The organism is Mesorhizobium loti, assembly GCA_014189435.1.
Taxonomy (GTDB): Bacteria; Pseudomonadota; Alphaproteobacteria; order Rhizobiales; family Rhizobiaceae; genus Mesorhizobium; species Mesorhizobium loti_G.
The window spans coordinates 2589081-2613563 of the sequence record CP050293.1; the positions used below are offsets into that span (position 1 = coordinate 2589081).

15 protein-coding genes and 8 pseudogenes are annotated in these 24483 nt (G+C 57.9%); 7 read left to right on the plus strand and 16 right to left on the minus strand.

What is annotated here, in order from left to right; genetic code table 11:
- Positions 1-852: 852 nt before the first annotated feature.
- Both HB777_12500 and HB777_12505 read right to left on the minus strand, forming a co-directional pair.
- Positions 853-3435: an EAL domain-containing protein gene (locus tag HB777_12500; GenBank protein ID QND68756.1), complete on the minus strand. Its 2583-nt coding sequence runs from the start codon at positions 3433-3435 to the stop codon at positions 853-855.
- A gap of 531 nt (positions 3436-3966) precedes the next feature.
- Positions 3967-4833 carry a class I SAM-dependent methyltransferase gene (locus HB777_12505; protein QND64635.1) on the minus strand — a complete coding sequence of 289 codons (867 nt, stop codon included), beginning with the start codon at positions 4831-4833 and terminating at the stop codon, positions 3967-3969.
- A 676-nt stretch (positions 4834-5509) separates the two neighbouring features.
- Here HB777_12505 and HB777_12510 point away from each other — a divergent pair.
- A pseudogene (locus HB777_12510) lies at positions 5510-5978 on the plus strand (IS5 family transposase).
- A gap of 702 nt (positions 5979-6680) precedes the next feature.
- Here the strand turns inward: HB777_12510 and HB777_12515 are convergent.
- The 3 genes and pseudogenes from HB777_12515 to HB777_12525 form a co-directional block, all read right to left on the minus strand.
- Positions 6681-6839 (minus strand): annotated as a pseudogene (locus HB777_12515) (transposase).
- A gap of 153 nt (positions 6840-6992) precedes the next feature.
- Positions 6993-7349, minus strand: a complete 357-nt coding sequence (locus HB777_12520; GenBank protein ID QND64636.1) for a hypothetical protein — start codon at positions 7347-7349, stop codon at positions 6993-6995.
- 344 nt (positions 7350-7693) lie between these two features.
- Positions 7694-8590 carry a LysR family transcriptional regulator gene (locus tag HB777_12525; protein ID QND64637.1) on the minus strand — a complete coding sequence of 299 codons (897 nt, stop codon included), beginning with the start codon at positions 8588-8590 and terminating at the stop codon, positions 7694-7696.
- A gap of 143 nt (positions 8591-8733) precedes the next feature.
- Here HB777_12525 and HB777_12530 point away from each other — a divergent pair, with 143 nt between their 5' ends.
- Both HB777_12530 and HB777_12535 read left to right on the plus strand, forming a co-directional pair.
- Positions 8734-8997, plus strand: coding sequence for a DUF4242 domain-containing protein (locus tag HB777_12530; GenBank protein QND64638.1), 264 nt, complete (start codon positions 8734-8736; stop codon positions 8995-8997).
- Between the two features lie 786 nt (positions 8998-9783).
- Positions 9784-10623, plus strand: a complete 840-nt coding sequence (locus HB777_12535) for a GGDEF domain-containing protein (protein ID QND64639.1) — start codon at positions 9784-9786, stop codon at positions 10621-10623.
- A 19-nt stretch (positions 10624-10642) separates the two neighbouring features.
- Here the strand turns inward: HB777_12535 and HB777_12540 are convergent, their stop codons facing one another.
- On the minus strand, positions 10643-11599 hold the full coding sequence (locus HB777_12540) for an IS481 family transposase (protein ID QND64640.1): 957 nt from the start codon (positions 11597-11599) through the stop codon (positions 10643-10645).
- Positions 11600-11753: 154 nt separating this feature from the next.
- Entirely contained in the window at positions 11754-11951 is a 198-nt protein-coding gene (locus HB777_12545; GenBank protein QND64641.1) for a hypothetical protein, read from the minus strand.
- A gap of 1724 nt (positions 11952-13675) precedes the next feature.
- On the opposite strand from HB777_12545, the gene HB777_12550 reads away from it, so the two are divergent.
- Complete coding sequence (locus tag HB777_12550) at positions 13676-15526, plus strand: EAL domain-containing protein (GenBank protein ID QND68757.1); 1851 nt, start codon at positions 13676-13678, stop codon at positions 15524-15526.
- Positions 15527-15593: 67 nt separating this feature from the next.
- On the opposite strand, the gene HB777_12555 is transcribed toward HB777_12550, so the two are convergent.
- Together HB777_12555 and HB777_12560 are read right to left on the minus strand one after the other, a co-directional pair.
- Positions 15594-15824 (minus strand): DUF768 domain-containing protein, encoded by a 231-nt coding sequence (locus HB777_12555; protein QND64642.1) that lies wholly within the window; start codon positions 15822-15824, stop codon positions 15594-15596.
- Positions 15825-15838: 14 nt separating this feature from the next.
- Positions 15839-16057, minus strand: coding sequence for a hypothetical protein (locus HB777_12560; protein QND64643.1), 219 nt, complete (start codon positions 16055-16057; stop codon positions 15839-15841).
- A 322-nt stretch (positions 16058-16379) separates the two neighbouring features.
- Between HB777_12560 and HB777_12565 the strand changes: the two are divergent.
- Positions 16380-16552 (plus strand): annotated as a pseudogene (locus HB777_12565) (IS701 family transposase).
- A gap of 491 nt (positions 16553-17043) precedes the next feature.
- A pseudogene (locus HB777_12570) lies at positions 17044-17645 on the plus strand (IS630 family transposase).
- 289 nt (positions 17646-17934) lie between these two features.
- On the opposite strand, the gene HB777_12575 reads toward HB777_12570, so the two are convergent.
- A complete protein-coding gene (locus HB777_12575; protein ID QND64644.1) occupies positions 17935-18747 on the minus strand; it encodes an ATP-binding protein in 813 nt (270 codons plus the stop codon).
- Positions 18744-20252: an IS21 family transposase gene (locus HB777_12580; protein QND64645.1), complete on the minus strand. Its 1509-nt coding sequence runs from the start codon at positions 20250-20252 to the stop codon at positions 18744-18746. Before HB777_12580 ends, HB777_12575 begins: the two co-directional genes overlap by 4 nt.
- Positions 20253-20439: 187 nt before the next feature.
- Between HB777_12580 and HB777_12585 the strand changes: the two are divergent.
- Positions 20440-20793, plus strand: a pseudogene (locus HB777_12585) (transposase).
- Between the two features lie 345 nt (positions 20794-21138).
- On the opposite strand, the pseudogene HB777_12590 reads toward HB777_12585, so the two are convergent.
- The 5 genes and pseudogenes from HB777_12590 to HB777_12610 all read right to left on the minus strand — a co-directional run bounded on the left by HB777_12590 (position 21139) and on the right by HB777_12610 (position 24448).
- Positions 21139-22091, minus strand: a pseudogene (locus HB777_12590) (IS481 family transposase).
- Positions 22092-22205: 114 nt separating this feature from the next.
- Positions 22206-23285, minus strand: a complete 1080-nt coding sequence (locus HB777_12595) for a PAS domain-containing protein (GenBank protein QND68758.1) — start codon at positions 23283-23285, stop codon at positions 22206-22208.
- Between the two features lie 259 nt (positions 23286-23544).
- Positions 23545-23787: pseudogene (locus HB777_12600) on the minus strand (DUF982 domain-containing protein).
- A gap of 24 nt (positions 23788-23811) precedes the next feature.
- Positions 23812-24129 carry a DUF982 domain-containing protein gene (locus HB777_12605; GenBank protein ID QND64646.1) on the minus strand — a complete coding sequence of 106 codons (318 nt, stop codon included), beginning with the start codon at positions 24127-24129 and terminating at the stop codon, positions 23812-23814.
- A 45-nt stretch (positions 24130-24174) separates the two neighbouring features.
- A pseudogene (locus tag HB777_12610) lies at positions 24175-24448 on the minus strand (hypothetical protein).
- Positions 24449-24483: the final 35 nt, after the last annotated feature.

Here is a 24483-nt window from a genome sequence, read left to right on the forward strand (position 1 = left end):
GGGCGAATAATTGCCTCTAGGTGCCGACCATTGATCTTCCCGAACGACAGTATGTCTGTCGCCATAGGCCCGTCCCAAACCGCGCGCTCGATGGGAAATAGTTCGCCCCATGGGTTCAAGCGAAAAGCCTCAAGCTCTCCGGCGGCAAGCAATGCCCCCACTTTCTCCACCCCGTTGTTCGCCGCGAACTCATTAATTTTTCGGAATCCAACCGGAATAAAGCCACTCATTTGCTAAACCCTCCGCTCAATCAGGTCGATTATATTTTTCGGCGCTGACGCTACGATGCCTCGCAACTCGCTGCCCACAATTCCAGCAAAAATAGGTGCTGACAGCGTCAAAGGGCGTGAAACATGTCACCTCTCTCTAACCGGTTGAGTTGGGCGAGCATATTTACCACACGCCGGGCCAAGCCTATTATCTGGCTACGCGCATCAATCCGGCGCGAGGGAGCGTTGGTTCTGCTCCGCGCCCTGGCCTGACATTAAAGGCACTTATGACCACCACCTGAAACAGGCTCGATCGATTTTGCCCGAACGACAAATCGGCCAAGTCACGTTTCTTGGCCGGCGCCTGTGTGGGTCGCGATCATGGTCGTACTGCTGGCTCAGCCTAAGGGCGGCCTTTTTCATCAATTCCCCGCCAGCAATCTGTGGGAGTACGCTTTCCCAAAATAGCGCCATTAGAAAGGCCCGCTCGGTTCCTCTAGGCAGTTTTTTTTCTTTAGGACGATCGAGACTGGCGGTCGCCCAGGGGCGAGCGACGGTAACTATGCCATCTCCGGCGGGCCGAACCGCTCAGCACCGACAGCCCAGCCGACCCAATCGTGCCTGTCAAAATCCGATTTGACACTTAGCTGGCCGCGCGCAGGCTCCGAGAGCGAACAAAGACCTTTAGTCCGTCGGAATCCAACGCCTGCCCGAAGGCATAACCCTGCAGTATGTCGCAACCCAACCCCTTGAGCACGCGTGCGTGCTCCATCGTCTCGACGCCTTCCGCTATGATCTCGATACCCAAGGACTTTCCGATTTCAATGATCGATGAGACAATCTGCCTTCGTTGCGGCGATTCGACAATTGGGATGACCAGCTGCCTATCTATCTTCAGTCGGCGAGGCTGCAGCTTGAGTAGGCCGACTATGGAGGCATAGCCCGTACCAAAATCATCTATCTCTATATCAATCCCGAGTTGCTTAATCTGATCGACATTCCAAGTCACCAGATCATCGTTTTTGTCAAGAAAAATGGACTCAACAAGTTCGAACGAAACTGTTCCCTTTTTGATATTCAGATCTCTCAAGCTCTTTATCAGTTCTTCGTCCTGAAGGCGCCGTGCCGAAACGTTGACTGATACGCGCGGTATATTAAGCCCCGCAGTAGACCAGCTTTGTAAATCCGAAAGGGCTTGGTTCAGGATGGTTCGATCGATCGTCGAGACGACGTTTAGTTCTTCCGCAATCATTAGGAAGACATCTGGAGCTAAAATACCCTTTTTTGGATGTCTCCATCGCGCAAGCGCCTCGACTCCGACAATTTCGAGCGTTTTTGCGCTAAATTGGGGTTGGTAGAAGGGTATGAACTCGTTGCGCTCAAGGCCGCCGAGAACTTCGTCGGCAATCCGCTTTGTGTCGACGATTTCGCTTTGCATCGCCTCAGTGAAGAATTCGCGTCGATTCCTCCCACGACTCTTTGCTCGGTACAGCGCGATGTCGGCGTTCATCAGCAGGTGCTTGGCTTCGACGTCTTTTCCGTTGTCGACCGCAATTCCCACGCTAACACCAAAACGGCATCGGTGGCCCTGATAGTAGACGGGTTCGCTCATCTGGCTGATGACGCGGTCAGCCAGCAGCGCCAGTTGTATGACATCGTCATGCACCGTGCACAGCACGACGAATTCGTCTCCTCCGATCCGAGCGACGAATCCCCCATCCTCGACCTTGGATCGAAGGACGGTGGATGCGTGAACCAACATCGCGTCGCCCGCGGCGTGGCCAAGCGTATCGTTGATCTGCTTGAACCGATCCAGGTCGATATGAAGCAGGGCCGCATATCCGCCGTCGCGTTTGGCGTTTGCCGCGTACTCTTCCAACACTTGGTCGAGGTAACGACGGTTGGGCAAACCAGTCAGCGAATCGTGAAGCGCGATATGCTCTATGCGCGCCCTGGCCGCTTCGAGTTCTGCATTTTTAGACTCGGCCAGTTGTTTTGCGCGAACCAGATCGCTATTCAGCAGGACGTCGGCTGTAACGTCCCATTCCGCACCGATCATTTTGGGTGTCTCATTCGTGGCTTGGTATATCGTCGCCCTGGATCGGACATGACGAATCTCGCCATCCGGACGAACTATCCGGTACTCCGACGAATATGTTCCGCGGCTGGCCACGGCATTGTCGAAATCTGCATTGGCGCCGGCTAAATCGAGGGGGTGAATTGCGCCCGCCCAATCCGAGTAGCCGCGACGTCCTCCATCGCTGGGTTTGCCATATATTTCATTGACACGATCGTCCCACGACAGGTCATTGGTCGCGAGATCGTGTTCCCAAACGCCAATGGCCGACGCCTCCAAAGCGAGTTCCAGGCGTCTCGACAATCGACGCAGTTCCGCATAGTTGCGCTGTCTCTCGCCAATCAGACGACCTGTGATCAAGAATGGGGTCACAACCAGCGCCCCGGCCGCGGCCATGACCGCGCGCAAGAACCACGCGTTGCTGGGCGTCGAAGGCCAGCCGTTCTTAGGGATGGCTGCGATCTGCCACGAACCTGACGGGAGCAGGACTTCGGCCGTCACTGGATTGCTTTTGCGGACGCCCACATCGCCGAAGAATTGATCTCCGCTTGGGCCGCGGGCGTCTTTGCCGATGAGTGCGATGTCAATCCCGAGATCATCATCAAACAGGCCGCTCGCCTTGTACAGGCGCGGCACGTCGACAACGGCGGAAATGATGCCCCAGAATCTTTCAGTGTTGCCCGCACTCGGCACGAAAACCGGAAAACGGCCGATGAAGCCCTGGCCTCCCTGCTTCAGGTCGACGGGACCGGCAAGAATCAACTTGCGCTCGTCTCGCGCCCGTAGCGCGGCGTCGCGCTGCCGATCATCCTTGCGGTAATCGAGGCCCACCGCTTTCTCGTTGCCCTTTAGCGGGTACATCAGGGAAACGACCAGATCGGGCGCGCCGGCAATATTGTTCAATTGCGAGTCCCCGCTAAACAGGTTGCTCGCGAGCGAAGCGAAGCGTTGCTGTCCCATATAGGGTTCAGTTACGACCGTCGCGACCAGCCCACGCACGAGTTGAAGATTTCCGTTGATGTTCCCTTCTAGCTTGGCGCGGATCAGATTGACCTTGGCCAGGACATCCGCGCGGGCGGTTTGGTCCGAGACGATTTTGTTCTGATGGTCGGCATACGCTGCGCTGATGGCAATAACCAAAACCGCCACTGCCGCCGGAATATTTGCCGACGAAAAAACGGCTTCCTTTATGCCGCCAAACCTAGCGCCGAAAAGAGCCAATAGGGTGAAACTCCCCTGTTATTCAGGTCTCGGATCGACCCGCCGATATAACATTAGCTTTCATTAATTAATTTTGAACTTCACAGTCCTGAAAACTTTGCACTTTCCGACCGTGATGTCGTTACTGGCCCCTCCCGAATGTGTCGACACCACCGTCGGCGCCGGAACGGCCAGGATGGCCCGCCACCGTCGGCATTCAGCGCTCGAGCAGCCCTCGGCCTCGGGGAACCATGCCGTTTCCAGCCGGTCCGTCGGCTAGCGGTGAGCATTGGAGCGACTTGGATTGCTGCCCTCAGGAACCTCTACTCGCCGAAGACCGTGGGGGCCGTGGCTTGCATAGACAGCGTTTGCGGGTCGTGGACTCGAGGCGCGAGACATCGTCATGTGCTTTGACCGGGTCATGTCAGTGCGAACTTGATTGACTGTTACCCGCAACTCAAAGGGCCGATTCAATCGTTGCTAGTGTCCCTCGATCACCTTGGGAGCAACAAGATATGGTATTTTACCGACGCTACGCTTCGTCGCGCCAATGGAATAGGCCATTGGGATCTTGGGAGAGTTCTTTGGCAAGCCGTACATATCCTTGCCTGCCCTCACTGCAAATGAAAAGTGCTGCCACGAAACCGTGTCATGCTCATTCAGATAATCGAGCGTCAGCCCCGCTGAGATCAGCGCGTTCACCACGTCGCTGATCGGATGGATCCACTCATAATACCGAGGATGCTTCAAAATGCGGTCGTCGCCGGTATAGGTCCGTTCCTCGTTCCATGCGATCGGTCGAGCTACAGGCGTTCGCCAATCGTGCTTAAACTCCAGCGCCGCAGCCTTGCGATCACACTGGAACATCAACGGATGGCCCTCGGCCATATAGAGCCGGCCGCCTGGTCGCAGGAGATCGGCAACGACCCGCGCCCAGCGGAACACATCGTCCAGCCAGTTTACCGAACCCCAGGTAACGTAAGCGATGTCAAAGGTCCGGCCGAGCGCTTCGACTGCCTCGAATAGTGGCGCTTCCACGAAGCGTACATCAGTGCCTGCCTTCGCAGCGAAATCTCGCGCAGCTGCGATCGCTGTCGGTGAAAAGTCGAGGCCGGTCACGCTGCCCGCGCCGAGATTCTTCAAGCTGATCGTGTCGAGCCCGATATGGCATTGCAAATGGACGATATCCTTACCGGCAATATCACCGACCTCGCCCGTTTCCAGTTCATAGAGATTGGAGCCGCCTGCCAGCACATTTTCGATCTGGTAGCTGCCCGTTGTGTCGGTCGAATGCAGTTCGGCCCGATCATCCCAATTGAGGCGGTTCGCACCCAGAAACGGTTCCAAAATACCCCCAAATTTCCAGCGGTGACTGACGCTTGGTTAACAAGTCATTAATATATCTTTGCAGCGAAAGGATCGCGCGTCAATGCGGGGCCGGTGGGCGGTGAGCCACCTACGTCGCAAGGCCATAACCCGGAGAGATGGCGCCGGTTTCTGAGGTGAAGGCCTACGTTGGTTCGAACAAAGTCCATGAGGATCCAGGATGAAGACCCGAAGACGGCTGCCGGACAGCTCGTCTGAGCTCCACTTCCGCGGCTTCGGACTGACAAACTGTCGAACTAGGAATGCCGCCAGTTAACTTCTTCCGCGCGTATTCCTTCTCATCAATGGCAGGCGGTGCGGAGCGACCGGGCGTCATGTAGGGCGCATAGCTCGCACCTCGCCCCGGTGACCGCCGCGCAATATGCGAGGGCCAGAGAGTGCCCGGCGCGAACGATATGCGGATCCGGCTTCCCTGTTCGGCTGCGTCTGGAAGGATGCGCGTCCGGAAAATATTGGGTCGAGTCTCGTGGCCCTCGTCATGGCGGACGGTCTGGAAATCTAGCAGGTGGGAGGAACATGCTCTCCTCCTTGGCCGCCGCCTCGAATGCCCTGCGAGCATCCTAGGTTGAGAGCCTACACAATTAACTGATTTCGTTTGATATTATTGACCTGCAACGAGTCGCTGGAGGCCGAGCTGATGTCGAAGAGCCTGTTTTGGTTGTCGGATGAGGCGTGGAAGGCGATGGAGCCGCATCTTCCTAACGGCAAAGCGGGGGAGCCTCGGGTTGATGATCGCACGGTGATTTCGGGCATCCTGCATGTTCTCAAGACCGGCTGCCGCTGGCGCGACGTGCCTGCAGCCTATGGTCCGCCAACCAATCTACAATCGCTACAACAGGTGGTCGCAGCGCCGCCTCTGGCAGCGTATCTTCGAGAAGATGGCTGCTGCCGGACCTGTTCCGGATGAGCTCTCCATCGATAGTAGCCACGTCAAGGCGCATCGCTCTGCGGCAGGCTCAAAAAGGGGGAGTTCTCGGAAGTGGTCGGCCGCTCGCCTGGTGGAAGAACGAGCAAAAATCCATGCTTTGGCCGATGATCGCGGCCGACCAGTCGCTTTCGGGCTGACGCCGGGCAACGTCGCCGATATCACCATGGCCATTTCCTTGTCGATTCGACTTCGTTTTTCTGACTCAGTCAAATCATTGGCAAGTTGCAAGCGTTGCGCCGCGTCATCATTGTCGGAAATGCGTCGAACGACCGCTTCAAGACGAGGACCGGTGCGGTCGAACTTGGTCACTCCAGTCTCCCCGGTTCGGTCCGAATGGACAACCTCCTGAAAGCTCACAGCTAGTGCGCAGGTACGTTGCCGGAATGCCCGCTGATCCAGACGCTCCGAGAGGGGCGGTGAACTGAACTCACAGCGACGCTGGGGCTGCCGGCAAGAGCTCAGGCTACCATGGCGAAAAACATCACTCTGGCTATGATTATTCACCCACTATTATCCAAGCATGCAGCCTGTCAGGGCGAGAAGAAAAACTGAAGCGGTTTTTAAAGGATGCCATGTAGCGTAGCTTCGGAATTATATGGGACTGTGTTCTGCAATGTTATCCGACTCGACTACTAAGAATCCGTTGTATGAATCGCGTTTAGCGACGCTGCGCGGATATCGCATTCTCGATACGGAGCCAGAGGAGCAGTTCGACCGCGTTACTCGCCTGTTGTCCGCTTTGGTAGATGTTACGATGGCTGCGGTGACTTTGGTTTACCGTGATCGTTAGTGGTTCAAATCGAAGTGTGGAGTCGACATTTCGGGGACGCCAAGAAACGCTTCAATATGCGCACTTACTATGATGTATGAAGAGCCACTTGTCGGTCGGCGCATCTCGCCAGCGTAGCCCATTTCTGATCACGAAAATGATCCCGCTGATGACCCGTCGATCATCAACGCGAGGCACCCCGTCCGATAGCGGAAAATGCGGTTTAATCCGGCGCATTTGCGCATCCGAAAGCCAATACAATTCACTCATCCCAGTGCTCCCTCACGCCACCATTGAAGCAGCCGAAGGATCCCCCGGGGCGAGCAAATCATCAGGTCCCAAGCCTAGCGGACCGGTTCGTCGGGATAGCCGTATGACGGACCAGCTGTTGACCCTCTTTCGGTTGGGAATCCCTTCTTGAACTCAATTCGGATGCCATGAAACGCCTTGGTGTCCTGGTTTTCGATGTAGTGCAACGCCTGGGGCGGGCAGCCTGACCACTACCGGCAGCAGCGGCTCACCCTGGTCCGACGAGGACCGCTTTATTTCCTGATGGGAAACGCCGTCGAAATCCCGCGCTTTGATACCCCGATCAATGATCATGACGGACGGAAAGCGATGGTGGTGCGGCTTTTCCGTCTCGCCTGCTGGCAAACGGACCGACAGTACGCGGATGAAGTCGTCTTCGTGCAGCACGATATGGTTCTCTGGCGCCACGATCACTGCATCCAGTTCAGGATCCCATGTCTTGGGGTCTCTATGATCTGTGTTGACTGACATATTCTTCTCCTGATTTCCCATGTCTGGGAGCAATCTGTTCACAACACGGCGGTAATAGCGACAGCCGAATGGGAACTCTGCCGTTCGAAAGCAGTCGTCGAGCTTGGCCGATCAATGGGTCCTGACCCTAGACATTTCTAAGTGACTGCGGCGGGTGGAAGGTGATCAAACCGCCCGGCCATATGAATGACGCAGCAGCACTGCCGGAAGCCGTCATTGGTCGGTCGCTCACCGGACCGCCGACCCTTTGCCAACCTTGCTGAATTCGTCACGCAAGAATATTTGGAGGCTCTGCTGCGCCAGAGAGGGCGACCTCAGTAAACCGCTCATGCGGATTGTTGGACTCAAATCGCCGAGATCGTAGAACCCGGCCAGTCGAAGTTATGGGCGGAGCGTACCATAGCCGCAGTGGCTGGACTGAATTGCCTCCCCGGCACCGTTACAAGGGAAATGGTCCGCGTCACCGACGGCTCGACAAGCGGTCGCTGCAGAAGTTCGGGCAACGTGACGGAGTATTCCGGCATGAAGGCGAAGCCAATTCTGGCGAGCACCATCGATTGCACCCAGTCTTCGCGCTCAGATCGAAAACGGGCGTAGAGTTTCACATTGGCCTGTCGACAAGCATTCATCACCATGTCCCGCATCTCGCATGACAGGCGATCAACATAGGGTTCGTCAGAGAGGTCGCTCAACCGGACGGCGTCAACTGCCGAAAGCCGATGGTCGGGCGGGAATATGACGACATAGCGTTCCTTGTAGAGTTCCTGGACACGGAAGAAATCGCCAAGGCCGTCGAGGGGATTGAGGACGGCCAGATCGAGTTCGCCGTTTTCGAGACGGCTTTTCAGATCGCCTACTTTTGCTTCACTGACTTCAAGATCTACTCCATGGAACTCCTTCTGGAACTTGGCAAGGAACCGCGACAGCTTCACATGGCCGATGGTTGACATGACGCCAAGGCGGATGGGCACCTGATCCAAAAGCCTGAAATTGTCGGCCAAAGTTCGAGTCGTGTCCGCCTCCTGCATGATGTGCTGCAAATGCGGTTGAAGCGAGCGACCGAACTCACTCAGGAGAACACGCTTTCCTTCCCTGTGGAACAAGGCCGCGCCAAGTTCATCTTCGAGGGTCTTTATCGCCTTAGTCAAAGCTGGCTGCGACACATTGCATCGTGCTGCCGCTTTGGTGAAGTTCAAAGCCTCTATAGCCGCCAATACATATCGGACCTGAGACATCTCCACGGTTGCCCCTCCACGGAAGCCAAAAGGAACGATACCACGCCGTTCGATAACTGTCGGCTATGGATCGATAGAAAACAACTTGTTCCCAAATGGCCAAGGTCGCGGTCAATTAGCGATGCATGGCTCAAGAAAGGGAGATTGAAATGAGCGTCTATATGGTAGAACGGGATCTCAAAGGGATCAGCATGGAAGCCCTTGGCAGGGCGCAGAAAGCTGCGATCAGCAAGGCGGCTGAGATGTCATCTGCGGGCACGGAGATCAAATATTTGCGCTCGACCTTTGCACCCGAGGACGGACGTTGCATGTGTCTCTTCGATGCCAGATCCGATGCCGATGTCAAACGTCTGAACGACGATGCAGGCCTGCCCTACAACAACATCGTTCCGGCACTTGACCTCACGCCGTGACCGACGATGCCGCCCTGGCGGCTGGTTGTTTAGCAAAAGGGTCGGCTGGCTGATCTATACCGCCCGACGCCAGCCCGAACGCCTACGGCAAGGCAAAGATGGGCGCTGAAAGCAGCGGCCCGGTACCCTTTGGCGGGGTAGGCCAGGGAGGGAGCCGGGCATGACCGGCGGGGCTTGTTGGGGGGCGGCGCCGGCTGGCAACATATGCGCCAATGCTAATGTAGGCCAATCCCAAGCCACAGGCGTTCGCTTGGCGCTCTCTAGGTTATAGGTTAGACGCGGTGGAGACCGGCACTTTTTACGTGCTTCCTCAAGCGCCTTGGCCGGGTCCTTGACCACTTGGATTTTCATGATCTTTGCCGCCGTATTGAGCACGCAGTCGATATAGTCGTCGTCCTCGTCTGCGATGGTTACGCCGATCATAGTCGCCGTGGCCAGGAGGATCGCTGCAGCCAGTCTCATAACACCCTCCTGTCGGGGCCTGGCATCCCATCAACTTAGAGCCAGGCCAATTCGTGTGGTTCACCCCGCGCTAGCTGATCCGATGCTCCGATTTTTATTGTTGGGCGGAAACCTTTAGCAAGAGCTAACGCACTTCAGTCAAAAATGGGGCCAAGACCGGATTTCGGGCCGCCTGTCGCCCCCCTGTCGCCCCCCTGTCGCCCAGAGACGCTTGCGTTTTCATCGACATCACAGATCTTCTGGGTTTACGCACGTCCGAATCGCAACGCATACTTGCCTGGCACGTCACTCACGCGTCTGTGTCTCAAGGACCAGAGTGATTTTATGCGACTTGGTAACGGCCTGTTCAGCGCCAAGGGCTACACAAGCAATATGACGCCGCGCACCAAACGTATCCTGGGCAAATCATTGGTCGTGACAGTAATCGCAGTCGTCGCGACCTTCGGTCTGTCGTTTACCGCGAGACTTGCGCTGCAGATGCCGATCGACTGGCTGAGTTGGGTGGAATGCACCTTCATCCCCATTTTAATTGGGATGCCCGTCGCTTCCTACATCTTCAACCAGTCGGAAACGATCCAGGATACATGTGACAAGTTGGAGAAGTCGCATACGGCCTTGAAAGAGGCGCACGAGAGGCTGACTTTCGTAACGAGCCACGATCAAATGACGGGGCTCCTCAGCCGCGGTGAATTCATCGCAAGGATGGACAGAAGGCGCGACGAAGGAGAATACGACACGCTTCTCCTGATCGACCCGGATCACTTCTCCTCAATCAATGACGAGCACGGACATTCCAAGGGTGACGAGACTTTGCTTCGGATTGCAAAGGCACTCGTCTATACGACACGCCCCGGTGACTCAATTGGCCGCCTTGGCGGGGAGGAGTTTGGGGTCTTGCTGCGAGACCTGCGCAAAGACCGGGCGATTACAATTGCGGAGAACATTCGTCGGCATATCGAGGGGCTTCCCTGGATCAAAGGGCAACAAGACGGCGTGAAGGTGACTGTCAGCATCGGTGGTGCGGAAATTGCTCGCGATGCAGATCCTCAGGATGTCCTACGCGCTGCGGGGCGCTGCCTTTTTGACGCGAAACAACATGGGCGGAACCGCGTTTCGTTCGACCATCAGTCGCAAGGTTTGGTGAGCGAAACACGCAGCAGATAAACAGGCCTACCGTTGCCGACTAGATGTGGAGCCTCAACAGGTTGTCCTCGGTTAGGCCGAGGCGGCTGATTGGTGTTTTGGACTTTAGGCTGCCGTGAGGTCGATGCCAATTGTATCGGTGCAGCCAGACGGGAAGTTCTCCGGCACGATGATCGGAGGTGGGGTAGGCAATGGCGTAGGCCCATTCCCTGAGCGCGGTCTGAATGAAGCGCTCTGCCTTGCCATTGGTCTTGGGCGTATAGGGCTTTGTGCGGATATGTTTGAGGCCAAGCTCGCGGCAGATCCTGGCGAAGGCTTTCGATCTGTAGCACGAGCCGTTGTCGGTCATGACGCGCGCGACTGAGATACCAAGGCTGGCATAATAGGCCACCGCTGCCTTGAGGAAGGCGATGGCGCTTTCCTTGCGCTCGTCGGGCAGTATTTGCGAGAAGGCGACGCGCGAAGCGTCGTCGATGCAGACATGAACGAACTCCCAGCCCACGCCGCGACTGTTGGACTGGCCGGTGCGATCGCCGGTGATGCGGTGGCCAACCCGTTCAAATCGCCCGAGCTTCTTGATGTCGATGTGGATCATGTCGCCGGGATGCTCGCGTTCGTAGCGGCGGATCGGTTCGGCTGGTGCGATGTCCTTCAGACGCGACAACCCTGCACGCCTGAGAACCCGGCTGACGGTGGCGGGCGAGACGCTCACCTCCATGGCGATGTGCTTGCCGGTCAGCCGTTGGCGGCGCAGGACGGCGATGCGCTCGGCCACGGCCTGGCTGGTCAGACCCGGCATGACGTTGGGACGGGACGAACGGTCGGCCATGCCTTTGCTGCCTTCGGTCTTGTAGCGCTCGACCCACCGCGCCACGATCTTGGGCGACACACCATAAGTCCGCGCCGCATGGGCTTTGGAAAGGCTGCCTTCTATCACCAAAAGCGCCATCTCCTCTCGACGCAGAGGCGTGAGACGGGCATTCTTGTGGATGTTCATTCGGACCCTCCGGTGAGTGCTGAAGCGTGGTAACTCCAGTCTCCTCGGTTCGGTCCGAATGGACAACCTATTGAAAGCTCACATCTAGAGCGCCTAACAGGCCAAAAGCGATAGCCAGAGACGAGTTATATATGGCACGTGCACGCCAGTAGATTCAGGCGATTCCTTTAGCCATCCTGTCGCTCAAGTCCAGGTTATTGAGCTTATACAGTATGTCGTCGGCCTCTAGCAGCTTCAGGCCAACCAACAGAACGCCGTCGAGAATCGCCGGCTGCCCCGTGAACATGTCGATGATCGACCAGGTCCCGCTATGTGCTCGCTGCATGTTGTAGCGCTTGGTGACTTTGGTCATTGTCTGGGCCCTGGCTGATGTCGCCCCATCAAGATCCAATGCTACCGGCTCGAAAGCACGGAACGGGCCGAGAGGCGTTCAAAACGTCTTATGGCGTTGTGCCCGGTGCCCACGACCACACCGGGCCTAGTTTGCCAAACGAGAGTGTCATCAAACGCCCAGCCCGGCAAAATTACTCGGTCGTTTGTAAAGAAACCATAAAGGCGGTAGCGCTCCCCGGTTGCAGGTAGGAGCGAAGCGAGACCACCTGCATTCGTTGTTTTCGATGATCCCGGCCGCGCGCTTGACCCGCCTACGGCACCCGCTTTGCCCGGCTTACCCCCAAGCGCCTGGCGCCTTGGCTTTCAGCCGTACCGGCGCCTCGAAACGCTAAGCCTATTAACCGGTCATTCACCATACCGCTATAAGCTTTCTCTACGCTGCGGCTGTGTTTGTGTACCGCAGCGCCCTGGCGCACGACGATGTTGCTAGCGGGCCTAGGTCGTATTCTAGGAATTCTCGCCATACCGGCACTCCAGGGCGTTGGCAATTCGATCGCAGAGCAGCTCACCCATGCCGATTTTTAGGTGAAGACGCACGCGACCTCCTTGCGCATCAACCAATGTCACTACCACGCCTAGATCCGTGTATTCAGCAACGTTGACAACGTCGTTGACAATGAAGTCGGGCGCTTCGCCGGCGCCTCGGAAATGTCGTTCACAGCTCTCTCCTCAATCAACACCGATCGCCAATGGGCGGCTTGCCGGGGAGGCCAAGCCCCAATCGTTGGCCTTCGGCGAAGTGCTCCCCAGCGGCCTGGTTCTCAAACGTCTGCAGGATTACCGTTGCCTCCTTCGGCAATCTGAGCCGTCCACGTCCCCTAATTGACTTGCACGTCATCTGTTTTCGCCGGCCACCATTCCGGTCCTCCATGTCACAGTCGCTGAAATAAAATAGGGCATATGCCAAGCATGACCAGGCAAGCGGTTGATTGGGGGGCGAATTTTGAATCGACGCACTGGCATTCGAGCATCTCTTTGCAAATTGATTGGCCCCCCATCCAGGGTCGAAGAGATTACCCCGAAGGTTAAGCGCTAGACCCGGCCTAGGCAGACCTATCCATGACGACGACCAACAAGGCCGCTCGCGTAGAGGATTGCTTTGCTGATTTGAGGAACGAGGGCACGATGCGCATGCAGTGCCAGTTGCGAAGTGTCCCTTCGCTCAGCTGTCCGCGGTAGCGAGCAACGACTTCCCTAGGAGTGAGGTAGTTCGGGTCAGACACGGGCGCTATAGATAGCTGTGGCCCTCAGATCGACACTTTGCGGAGAATGTAGGCGGCAATCTCCGCATTTACGCGGATAGTATCTCTCCCGTTTGCGGAGAATGAATTCCAATATCTACGAGGAACCGGACTGGCCGCAGTTCCGATGGGCCACGACGTGCTCGTGGTCCGTGGCGTGCGCCATAATCAGGGCAGGTATTGCTTGTTTGAGTAGCAGAGGGGTGACGAACGCTGACTATCTTGATCGCTCTCCCAAAACAAATTCTGGCAGCTCTATCATTAGCCAAGGCAATAGCTCGCGGGATCGGGCTTTGACGCCGATTTGGCAAATACGGAAGGAGACGCTGGTGCCTAGCCTGCTCAATTTGTCCAGAACTTCAACATGTTTTAATAACTTCAACGTGACCTAGTCCTCGCCACGTCATTGAGGATTGCGGTGAACGAAAATCCAAATATTCACATGTTGGCTCTTCAGAACGAAATTCTGGAGGCCATTGCCACGGGCATGGAGTTCGACGCTGTCGCGGGACTCTTGTGCCGCCGCGCCGAGGGGCTTGCCCCGACCGCAATCTGTTCAATCCTGTCTGTCGACATCGAGGGGCGTTTGCATCCCGTCGCCGCCCCGAGTCTCCCAAAACACTACTCCGACGCATTGGAAGGTCTTGCGATTGGTCCGAGCGTCGGATCGTGCGGCACAGCGGCTTATTTCGGAAAACCAATTGAGGTCGTTGATATCTCCATCGATCCGCTGTGGGCGCCATTCACTGGGTTGGCCCTTCCTCTTGGTCTGATGGCTTGCTGGTCAACCCCCATCAAGGCCCGCGAGGGGCGTGTTGTTGCTACATTCGCCTTCTACTATCGCACGAAACGCGGTCCAAGCGATCTGGAGCGGCTGATCGTCCAAACGTGCGTCAATCTGTGCGGGATTGCCCTCGCGCAGATGGAAATCCAGAAGAAAAACCATCAACTGGCATTCTACGACCAACTCACGGACTTGCCGAACCGACGCTGTTTCGACGAGTTGATCACCCGCAAGCCACGTGCCGGTCCGACATCCTTCGGCTTGATCCTGCTCGATATTGACCATCTCAAATTCATTAACGACACGATGGGACACATGGTGGGCGACGCCCTCATAAAGGAAGTCGCATCGCGATTGCGAAACGCGAAACTCGATTTAGCATGTCGCCTCGGAGGCGATGAATTCGCCATTGTCGTCGATCCATGTCCGGACCATGCTGCCCTATCCCTCGTGGTGTCCGCCCTTCGCAACGCCATGAAGGAACCTTTCCATAGCGACGGAAATACGATCGTCCCTCAGGTGACGACGGGTGGCGTGGTGTACGGTATTGATGGGACGAACGCCGATTTGCTTCGTCAAAATGCAGACTTTGCCCTCTATCACGCCAAAGAGACGAACCGCGGCGGCTATATTCAATTCGAGCCAGGCCTACGCACGGCAATCACCTGCCGGATAGAAATGATCAGAGAGGTTGACCAGGCGCTCGCCGACAAGCGGGTCGTCGCTTACTATCAACCACTCGTTCGCCTCGACACCGGGGAAATCATCGGGCTCGAGGCGTTGGCTCGCATCAAAACGACCGACGGCCGTATTGTCGCGGCCGGCGACTTTCAGGCAGCGCTCTCGGATCGGGAAGTTGCCTGCCGTTTGACTGACAGCATACTCTCACAGATCGCGAACGACGTTCGATCCTGGATCGCGAACGGCATTCCATTCCAGCACGTCGGCATCAATTTGTCGGCTGCCGATTTCAGACGAAACGATCTTGAAACCCGTCTTTCGAAAACCTTCGATGCAGCCAACGTGTCATTGAAGCACGTTGTGCTCGAGGTCACCGAGACAGTGCTCATGGGCGATCCCGGCAACGACACGGTCCGAGCTATTGAGCGTCTTCGAGAAAAAGGAATGCTTGTCGCGCTCGATGACTTTGGCACTGGATATGCGTCGCTGACGCATCTTCTCAGTTTTCCGGTGGACATCATCAAAATCGACAAATCCTTCGTCGATCGCATGTTGATCGACCGTCCGAGCGAGGTGATTGTCGAAGCGCTGATCGACATTGCGCGAAAACTGGACAAGAAAATTATCGCAGAAGGCATCGAGTGCTCTGCGCAGCATGAGCGTCTCCGCGAACTCGGCTGTACATTCGGTCAAGGCTTTCATTTTGCCCGACCCGCAGATGCTTTGACCACCACGCGTCTGCTACGAAGCTTTGCTCAAAAGCTGCCATTCGAGCCAGATCAGCGCCGTCAGACGGAACGCAACTTTCCCACCACGGCAATCGCATAGACGGAAGTGCCAGGACGGCTCTTGTCTCAGCGTCGACTGGGGTCGTCACTCGCACACCTCCGATTTGCTACCTTTCCCTGCGGCGCCGTCCCATCGCCTCGGCCATGAAGTCGCTCAGGCCGCCGACATTGTCTTCGATCGCCTTGACCGTGAGCCCCTTCGCCACCGCGTCTTGGCCGCACCGCTTGGCGAGACGCGCAGCGATGGGAGCGAGCGGGCCGCCTTCCGCGTTCCACGGCTTGTCGAAGATGTTGTCGTCGATCCATTTCTCAAGAAAGTTCGAGGCGGCGATGGACATCTGCTTTCCCCTCTTCACAGGATCGTCGGCCGGCCTTCGATGAACCTGATGAAGGCGACTTCAATGTCCCCAACCTCATCTTCCATCTCTTGCAAGCTGATCGACAAGGCACAGGCGTCCATACGGCAGGTGATGGCAAGCATGTGGGCGCGGCCTTCCCCTAAATAGCGAAGCCGCACGTCAATGTTGTTTGCCGTCCATTTGCGGATGAAGTCGAGGCCACGGGGGCTCATGATCTTCTTCCTTCCACAAAATAAACGTTCGGAAGTGGCCGACGTTCCTGCTTATTGGCGCGAGATTCGCTATCTATATATAAATATTGATATAAACTTTCGAATTTGTTCAATGATGTGGGCGACATCTGACCTGATGGGACGGCCTCCGCTCCCCGCATCGAGGTGCCATAGTGTGGCTGTCGCGAATCACATGAGGGAGTGCCGTCCATAGAGAAGATTACCAGAATCGGTCTGGATATCGTGCCGGACACGTGTATCGATCGCTTTTCGGGGGATCGAACAAGAAGCGCGCGAGAGCGTTCCATCCGTGCTGTTCATGGTCAAGGCGTGCTGGATCTGCGAGCAGGCGCATCAGCAGTTGAAGGAAGAGCTCGACCACTTCGAGGGACTATCATGGACAGGGCTTCACCGGCACGCGCTCATGACCATCATCGCCTACGCCTCCTCCAATCCCGTCGCCTCAAACAGGCGAAGCGGGAAAAAACAAGCTAATGGCCCGCCACCGCAGCCGACCCTTCCAGCCGTCCGCGCAGCCATCGTCGCCAGGCTCGAACGGCCGCCCCTAACACGAGGTCCCGCATTGCCGCCGCTGCCTCACCGACGTTGCGGGTTCGCCTGCATCCTTTGGGGGCATACTTGTCGGCTGCGCACGGGAGCGTGCCAAGACTGCCCGCGACGGCTAGCGCGGATTTACGAGAATAGGCTTGACGCTCAATCGGCTGGCCGAGTCGTGAAGCCTTCCTGACACGTCTCTTGTCCCGCCCGCAACGCTGTCATGTACGTGCGAGGCGTGCCTTCGTCGCTGTCCTACGCCGGGGAAGCGCCTCGCGCGTCTTAGCCCACGCCTCTGCCGGTGCGCGGGATGTTGGCAGGACCTGTCAGCGAACACTGTTCGCAGGGTGAACTAGGCGGGTTGACAAAGAGGATCCCCAAAACGCGTAGGTTCTGATTCAAGATGCTGGCTGGATGGAGGCCAGCATCTGATGACGCGAGCCCTTTCAAACGATCTTCATGAGCGCGTTGTTGAGGCAGTTGGAGCGGGCGAGAACTGCGGTGCGGTGGCATCGCGCTTTGGCGTTGCTGTTTCCTCTGTGGTGAAGTGGTCGCAGCGTTACCGTGCCACCGGCTCGGTGGTACCGGGCAAGATGGGTGGACACCGCAAGCGCGTTCTGGAGCCGCATCGGGCTTTCATTGTGGAGCGGATCCATCAAACCTCTGATTTGACGCTGCATCGGCTGAAGGACGAGTTGGATGCGCGCGGGATCAAGGTCTCGCACAATACGGTCTGGATGTTCCTGCGCCGCGAGGGCCTGAGCTTCAAAAAAACGCTGTTCGCCCTTGAGCAGGCGAGGGTTGATATTGCCCGCAGGCGTCAGCGATGGCGGTCCTGGCAGGCGGGCCTCGATCCGCAGTGCCTTGTCTTCATCGATGAGACTTGGATCAAGACCAACATGGCTCCGCTGCGCGGTTGGGGGCCGAAGGGCAAGCGGCTGCGTGGCTTGGCTCCGCACGGCCACTGGCGCACGCTGACCCTCCTGGCGCGCTGCGCTGGGATCGGCTCGCGGCGCCTTGCGTCTTCGACGGTATGGCGCGACAATTTGGATGGGAAGCGCGACGATCAGGATGAAGAGTTTGGTGGCCGCGATTTGGTGAAGATGGGCTGTGAATCGGTGAGTTGCAAGGGCTATTTTTCGTAGTTGACGCTGCGCGACACCAGGCCGGTTTTTGGATTGTCGCGGAGCGCGTCAATCAGGATGACAGATGTTTGCCGCGGGCCGCTGTGAACGCACCAAAAAAGCCGGCCTCCGTTTGAAGCGGGAGGCCGGCCTTCATTTGCGCGACAATCTATCCTAACGTTTGTTTGTCGCGGCGCGTCAATCAGCGAGGGCCGAGGCCAGCGTTGCCGGCGTGCCATCGCTGTTTTCCGTCAAACGGGATATTGCGGTTTTGCGCCTGTAGCTCTCGACATTCATTTCGAAGATCGTCGCGTGATGAACCAGTCTGTCGATGGCGGCCAACGTCATGGCTTTGTCGGGAAAGACCTTGTCCCATTCACCGAAGGGCTGATTTGCGGTGATGAGAAGCGAGCGGCGCTCGTATCGCGCACTGATCAGCTCAAAGAGCACACTGGTTTCCGCCTGATCCTTGGTCACATACGCCATGTCGTCGAGCACCAGCAGATGGTACTTGTCGAGCTTTGCGATGGCCCCTTCGAGATCGAGATTGCGGCGGGCGGCTTGCAGTTTCTGAACAAGGTCGGTGGTACGCGTGAACAGAACACGCCACCCATTCTCGATCAGCCCGACGCCGATGGCGGCCGCCAGATGCGATTTTCCGCCGCCTGGCCCGCCAAACAGCATCAGATTGGCGCCGTTCTTCAACCAGACATCTCCCGCGACCAATGCCATGACCCGGGCCTTCGAGACCATGGGCACAGCCGTGAAGTCGAAGGCATCGAGGGTTTTCCCCGGAGGAAGACGCGCTTCAGTGAGGTGGCGCTGCATACGCCGCGTTTCGCGTTCGGCGACCTCGAACTCAGCAAGCGCCGCCAGCAGCCGGGAAGCCGGCCAGCCTTCGGTGTCAGCCCGCTCGGCGAAGGTGTGCCAGGCCCTGGAGATGCCCGGCAGCCGCAGATCGGTGAGCATCAGGGACAAGCGCGCGGTATCGACAGGATCGTTGGGTCTCATGCCGTGACCTCCACGCGGGTGCCGATAAGCCTGTCGTAATCGACCAGTTTACCCAGATTGACGCTGACCTGCGGGACACAGGCCGGGTTCGGCGCGAACCGGGCGCGCATGCCGTCAAGCGTCGGCAAGGTTCCCGCATCGAGCTCGCCCTGGATGGCGTGGGCGAGTGCGGCCTCGACATTGCGCTCATGGGCCAGGCTCAGCAGTTCCACCGTCAGGCGGCAGGCATCGCGTTCCGGCAGCCTCTCCATGGCGGCATTGTAGAGATTGCGATAGGCATCCCTGGGGAAGAGCTGATCGCGATAGCCGAGTCTGGGCAAAGCCCCCGGTTTCTGGCGCAGGGAATGAATGACGTGATGATAGTTCACGACATGCTGGGTGGGGCCGAGCTGGCCTCTGACGCGCGGCAGCTTCATCAGGGACGTGCCGCCGAGGAACAGTTCGATATGCTCCTTGAAGAGCCGTGCGCGCAGCCGATGTCCGATCAGCCGTGAAGGAACGGTGTAGAAGACCCGGCGAAGGGTAAACCCTCCACTGCTGGTGACGTAGACGATCTCGTCTTCGCCTTCGGGCTGGCGCTTGCGCGGCAGCGCCAGCAGGCTTTCGCGCTCAATGGCGATCTCCCTGGCCCGACGGGCATTGCGCTGGCCGACAACCTCGTCGATGAAGGCGGCAAAACTGGTGACGTCCGCAAAGTCACGCGTTCCGCGCAGGAGAAGAGCATCCTCCAGTTCCCGCTTCAGATCGCCATGGGATCCTTCGACCGCGCCGTTCTCGTGGGCGACGCCGCGATTGTTGCGGCTGGCCTTCATGCCGTAATGGGCGCAAAGCGCTTCATACCGATCTGTCATGTCCTGTGCGGTATCGGCATTGAGATTGCGGAATGCAGCCGAAAGACTGTCCGTGCGGTGATCGCGCGGCGCGCCGCCGAGAGACCAAAGGGCGTTCTGCAAACCACTTGTCAGCGCGGCAAAACTCTCGCCGCCTTCGACAATCTCGGCATGCTCGAATCCACTGTATGCAAGTCGGAAGTGATAGAGCAGGTAATCGAAGGTCACGCTGGCGATCGTGACCTTGAGGCCCGGTGCATGGGTAAAATCCGACAGCCCCATGCGTCCCGGCTCGTGAACCTGCCGGAATATGACATCCTGATCTCCTCCATGGATCGCGCGCCATGCGCGGATCCGGCGCTCAAGTGTGCGGCGAATACCAGAATCGAGCTCGGGATGACGCTTGCAAAGCTCACGAAGAATGCCGACAGGGCGCAAGCCGGGAGCGCTTTGCAGCATGGGAACCACCTCTTCGGTGAATATCCCTTCCAATGGATCAGGCCGACGTCGTTCGTGTTTGGCCTTCTTCTCGCTTGGTGGACGGGGGTCTGATTCGATCCGATAACCAGTGGATGGGCTGAAACCTGATTTGGCGGCCGCGACAGGGACACTGTGCTTCTGGCGATTTTGCATATAGAGCCTCGATTGTTGATCCGTGATGTGACTGCCGGACATTCATTCTTCCTTTGAGCGGGAAGAAGAAATGCACCCGACACATCGCGATCACCAGACGGCGTGAACCCTATGTGGGTTCGCGCCGTCGCCAGGAACGTCCCTCCAGTCGGGCTACGCCCTCCCTCCGTGACGTCCCTGGCGACGCTCCCATCCTGATTGACGCTCCTTCCAGGTTGATTGCCGCGCCGTAGACGGTCCGATCAACGGCCAATGCTTCCGCGCCTATGTCGAGCAGCAGCTCATCACCGTGCTGAAGCCCCGCGATATCGTCGTCATGGATAATCTGGGAAGCCATAAGTCGGCGGCCATCAGGCAGATGATCAAGGCTGCCGGCGCAAGGCTCTGGTACGTGCCGCCCTACTCTCCGGATCTCAATCCGATCGAGCAGGCCTTCGCAAAGATCAAACACTGGATGCGTCAGGCTCAGAAGCGCACCGTCGAGGACACTTGGCGCCACATCGGCCACCTCGTCGAAACGATCGAGGCAGCCGAATGCAACAACTACTTCGTAAACGCCGGATACGCTTCCGTCAAAACGTGAAACGCTCTAGCGAGCGGCGAGGTTTAACGGCTTCAACGAAATGTAACACTTGCTCTCGAAGGCAGAGGTCACAGGTTCGCATCCTGCCTGGTGCATCATTTTGTATATGAATATCATGTAGTTAGCCGATAGTGATTCCCGCGGAAGGGCGCTAGTCTAGTCCTTCTCACGGAAGCATCACGGAAGCATGGTCACTGGTTCACATTTGATGCTCGGCATAACCGCCCTCGCATCGGCAGATCTTGATGACGAAGGGTGCGACGTAACCGATGTTGCTCTCTCGACCAGTTTCGTTCCATCGAGACTTGCTGGCTTCGAAGTTATCGCGGAAGAAATCGAGCTTCCCTAAGTGTGGAGCCTCAACAGGTTGTCCAGGGTTAGATCGAGGCGACTGATAGGTGGTTTGGACTTTAGGCTGCCGTGTGGGCGATGCCAATTGTATCTGTGCAGCCAGACAGGCAGTTCGGCGGCGCGGTGATCGGATGTCTGGTAGGCAATGGCATAGGCCCATTCTCGCAGCGCCGTCTGGATGAAGCGCTCGGCCTTGCCGTTGGTCTTGGGTGTATAGGGCCTTGTCCTGACATGCTTGAGGCCGAGATCGCGGCAGGCCTTGGCGAAGGTCTTCGATCTGTAGCAGGAGCCGTTGTCGGTCATGACGCGCGCTATCGTGACGCCGAGACTGGCGTAGTAGGCGACCGCCGCCTTGAGAAAGGCGATGGCGCTCTCTTTGCGCTCGTCCGGCAGGATTTGCGAGAAGGCGATGCGCGAGGCGTCGTCGATGCAGACATGAACGAACTCCCAGCCGACGCCGCGCGACTTGCCCTTTGCGGATCGCCGGTGATGCGGTGCCCAACCCGTTCAAATCGCCCGAGTTTCTTGATGTCGATATGGATCATGTCGCCGGGATGCTCGCGCTCATAACGGCGAACCGGCTCGGCCGGCTCGATATCTTTCAGCCGTGATAATCCAGCTCGCTTGAGAACTCGGCTGACAGTGGCGGGCGAGACGCCAACCTCCATGGCGATATGCTTGCCGGTCCAACGTTGCCGCCGCAACGCCACGATGCGCTCGGCGATCGAGACAGCGGTGGCCTGTGGCATACGGGCGGGCCGCGAGGAACGGTCGATCATGCCGGCCCGCCCTTCGGCCTTATAGCGCTCGACCCAGCGCGCCACGATCTTCGCCGACACGCCGTAGACGCGCGCCGCATGGGCTTGGGAAAGACGCCCCTCAATGACCGACAGCGCCATCTCCTCTCGACGCAGCGGCGTGAGACGGGCATTCTTGTAAATGTTCATTCGGATCCTCCGGTGAGTGCTGCAGCGTGGTAACTCCAGTCTCCCCGGTCCGGTCCGAATGGACAACCTCCCGAAAGCTCACACCTAAGGCAATGCAAGACGGCTAGGACCGCTTCAGCCAACCGCCGCTGCCGACCGTTTGAATACGATAGTCACCCTCGTGCCCTCATTCGCACTCGAGTTGACCTCGAACTCCGCCTTGGCGTTCTCTGTCAGCGAGCGCGCGATCAGCGCGCCAAGCTTACCGGGCTTGGGCCAGGTTTCGCCCTCAGGCAGGCCGATCCCATCATCCGCGATGGTAACCCGGCAGCCATCGCCATTGACGATACTGTGCAGCGTTATCGTGCCGCCCTCACGCCCTCTGAAGGCATGTTTGAGCGCATTGGTGAGCAGTTCGTTCACGACCAGCCCGGCTGGCATGGCAACGTTGATCGAGACCGGGTAGGTATCCACCTTCATGTCGAGGCGGATCCCTTCGACCGCATGCGAGGCCATGACCGCGGACGCGATTTGGCTGAGATATACGCCGAGATCGACCTCATCCTTCTGCTCGTCAGCCGACAGCGTCTGATAGAGGATCGCCAGTGCGTCGACACGGCCAGCGAGCCTCTCGAAGCGCTTCTGGTCCGGCTCGGGGGCGTTTCGGGTTTCGAGACGGATCAGCGCGGTGATCATCTGCAGGTTGTTTTTTACCCGATGCTGCAGCTCGCGCAGCAGCGTGTCCTTCTCGCGGACGCGCTCCTCCACTGATCGCGCGTCGGTCTCGCCATGGGCCGAGACGTCGACCAGCGCTACCAGCCGGAAGCAGATCTTGCCGTTGTCGTCCTCAATGACGTTGGAATAGACGTCGACGATCGGTTGGTTTTCCTCTCGCTCCAGCCGAAACGTGCCGACGAAATCAGTTTCCTCGACCACGGCCTCGACGAGCGGTCGGTCCTTCTGCTGGTGGATACCGACGCCGGAAAGCGCCGCCCAGTTTTCCCGGGTAAGCTTCGCCGCCTTGACGCCTGACAGTTTCTCGAATTCCGGATTGGCATAAACGACGCGCTCCTTAGCACCCAGGTCCGAGACGGCGATCGCGATGGGCACCTGGTCGAGGAACTTCTTAAATTGTTCACTTTCAAGCGCGGTGGCAAGGTCAGGTGTATCGAGCAATTGCTCGACCGACTGGGCTTTCTCTGGATCGGATGTCATCTGCGAGACCCCGTACTGTGTATGAGCGCCACCAATATCAACGATGGGCTCCGCCTGCCATCGCCAAACCCGCACTGGGGTCTCCAGTCGACTCTTCACGCGCCGCTTGTGCATGCAAACCAGACGTGCGCCAGACGCCGACGGCCGTTTCCGGCGCCCTCCTGACATTCAGCCATTTGCCATTAGACACACATTACGTCGTTTGCAAACCAAGATCGGCCTCGGAGAACGACGTTCGTTGCTTAACCTCACCCAGCCGTCAGGGCTGGACCAAACCGGCACAACGGGCCGCTTTCAAGAAGGCCCGTCTTGCATGTTGCGCAGCCCGCCAACCGTCCAAGGAGTCGCGGCAAGCGCGGCAGGCTGCCTGAGCTTGGTCCTCTCGCCCATTCTGGCCATTGGTTGTGAAGGCACTCGAGCGCTTCCCAGGAACTGGCAACGATGCGCCCCTTGCGGATTTCAGGCGCAGTCTCGCTGGTTCGGGAAATCTAATATCCCTCATAGTTTCCTCCGATCTACCGATCGATTACACAAGTCTCCTGTGCCCTCCCGAAGCGATTCCCAAGGCGCCGACTGCCTTGGCCGCGACGATCTCTCCTGCGGCCGGTACAAGCAAATCCATGCGGCGGGCGAAGGCAACGAAAGTGCTACGAGCGGTTTCGGCATCCACCTCGCCGGCGAGGGCTGCCCTGCAGGCATTGAGCGCGACGCCATGAGTAGCGTCCCGCTTCGATGGCGGCCATTCATCCAGCAGGACGAAAGCCTCTTTTACGCTTTGAATGTCGGTCGGAAACCCAAGACCCACGAGCACCCTCACGGGATGCTGAAACTGATTGTGTTCCAAGTTTTCCTCCGTTTACGTGGTTAGTTCAATCGATCGGAAGCCTGCTCACGTCGCGTTGCGCGAAAGGTTGGCGTACACAGCGCCTAAGCCTATCGAACTCCCGTTTGCTGCAGGGGGGGCCTTTGCTGTCGGTGAGACACCGCGCGGCCAGAAACATCACCGTGTATGTTGCTTTGCGCCGATCCCAACCCGCGTATTCCGCCCTATCAAGGAGTTCCGATAGAACCGGGTCTAGCGCGGTTTTCAGATCCGCTTCGTAGTTCAGGTCGGTGGCCGCTCGCGAGGGCGGCGGGATCACTTCTAGTTTCATCATGTTCATGGCGTCACCCATCTGTCAGGGGTGTCCGCGCCCAC

Coding starts and splice junctions, on each gene's coding strand:
- HB777_12545 (QND64641.1), bottom strand. CDS start 11,951: ATGACCAAAGTCACCAAGCGCTACAACATGCAGCGAGCACATAGCGGG.
- HB777_12560 (QND64643.1), bottom strand. CDS start 16,057: ATGAGCCCCCGTGGCCTCGACTTCATCCGCAAATGGACGGCAAACAAC.
- HB777_12580 (QND64645.1), bottom strand. CDS start 20,252: ATGTCCGGCAGTCACATCACGGATCAACAATCGAGGCTCTATATGCAA.
- HB777_12535 (QND64639.1), top strand. CDS start 9,784: ATGCGACTTGGTAACGGCCTGTTCAGCGCCAAGGGCTACACAAGCAAT.
- HB777_12555 (QND64642.1), bottom strand. CDS start 15,824: ATGTCCATCGCCGCCTCGAACTTTCTTGAGAAATGGATCGACGACAAC.
- HB777_12540 (QND64640.1), bottom strand. CDS start 11,599: ATGAACATCCACAAGAATGCCCGTCTCACGCCTCTGCGTCGAGAGGAG.
- HB777_12550 (QND68757.1), top strand. CDS start 13,676: ATGTTGGCTCTTCAGAACGAAATTCTGGAGGCCATTGCCACGGGCATG.
- HB777_12595 (QND68758.1), bottom strand. CDS start 23,285: ATGACATCCGATCCAGAGAAAGCCCAGTCGGTCGAGCAATTGCTCGAT.
- HB777_12575 (QND64644.1), bottom strand. CDS start 18,747: ATGAGACCCAACGATCCTGTCGATACCGCGCGCTTGTCCCTGATGCTC.
- HB777_12530 (QND64638.1), top strand. CDS start 8,734: ATGAGCGTCTATATGGTAGAACGGGATCTCAAAGGGATCAGCATGGAA.
- HB777_12520 (QND64636.1), bottom strand. CDS start 7,349: ATGTCAGTCAACACAGATCATAGAGACCCCAAGACATGGGATCCTGAA.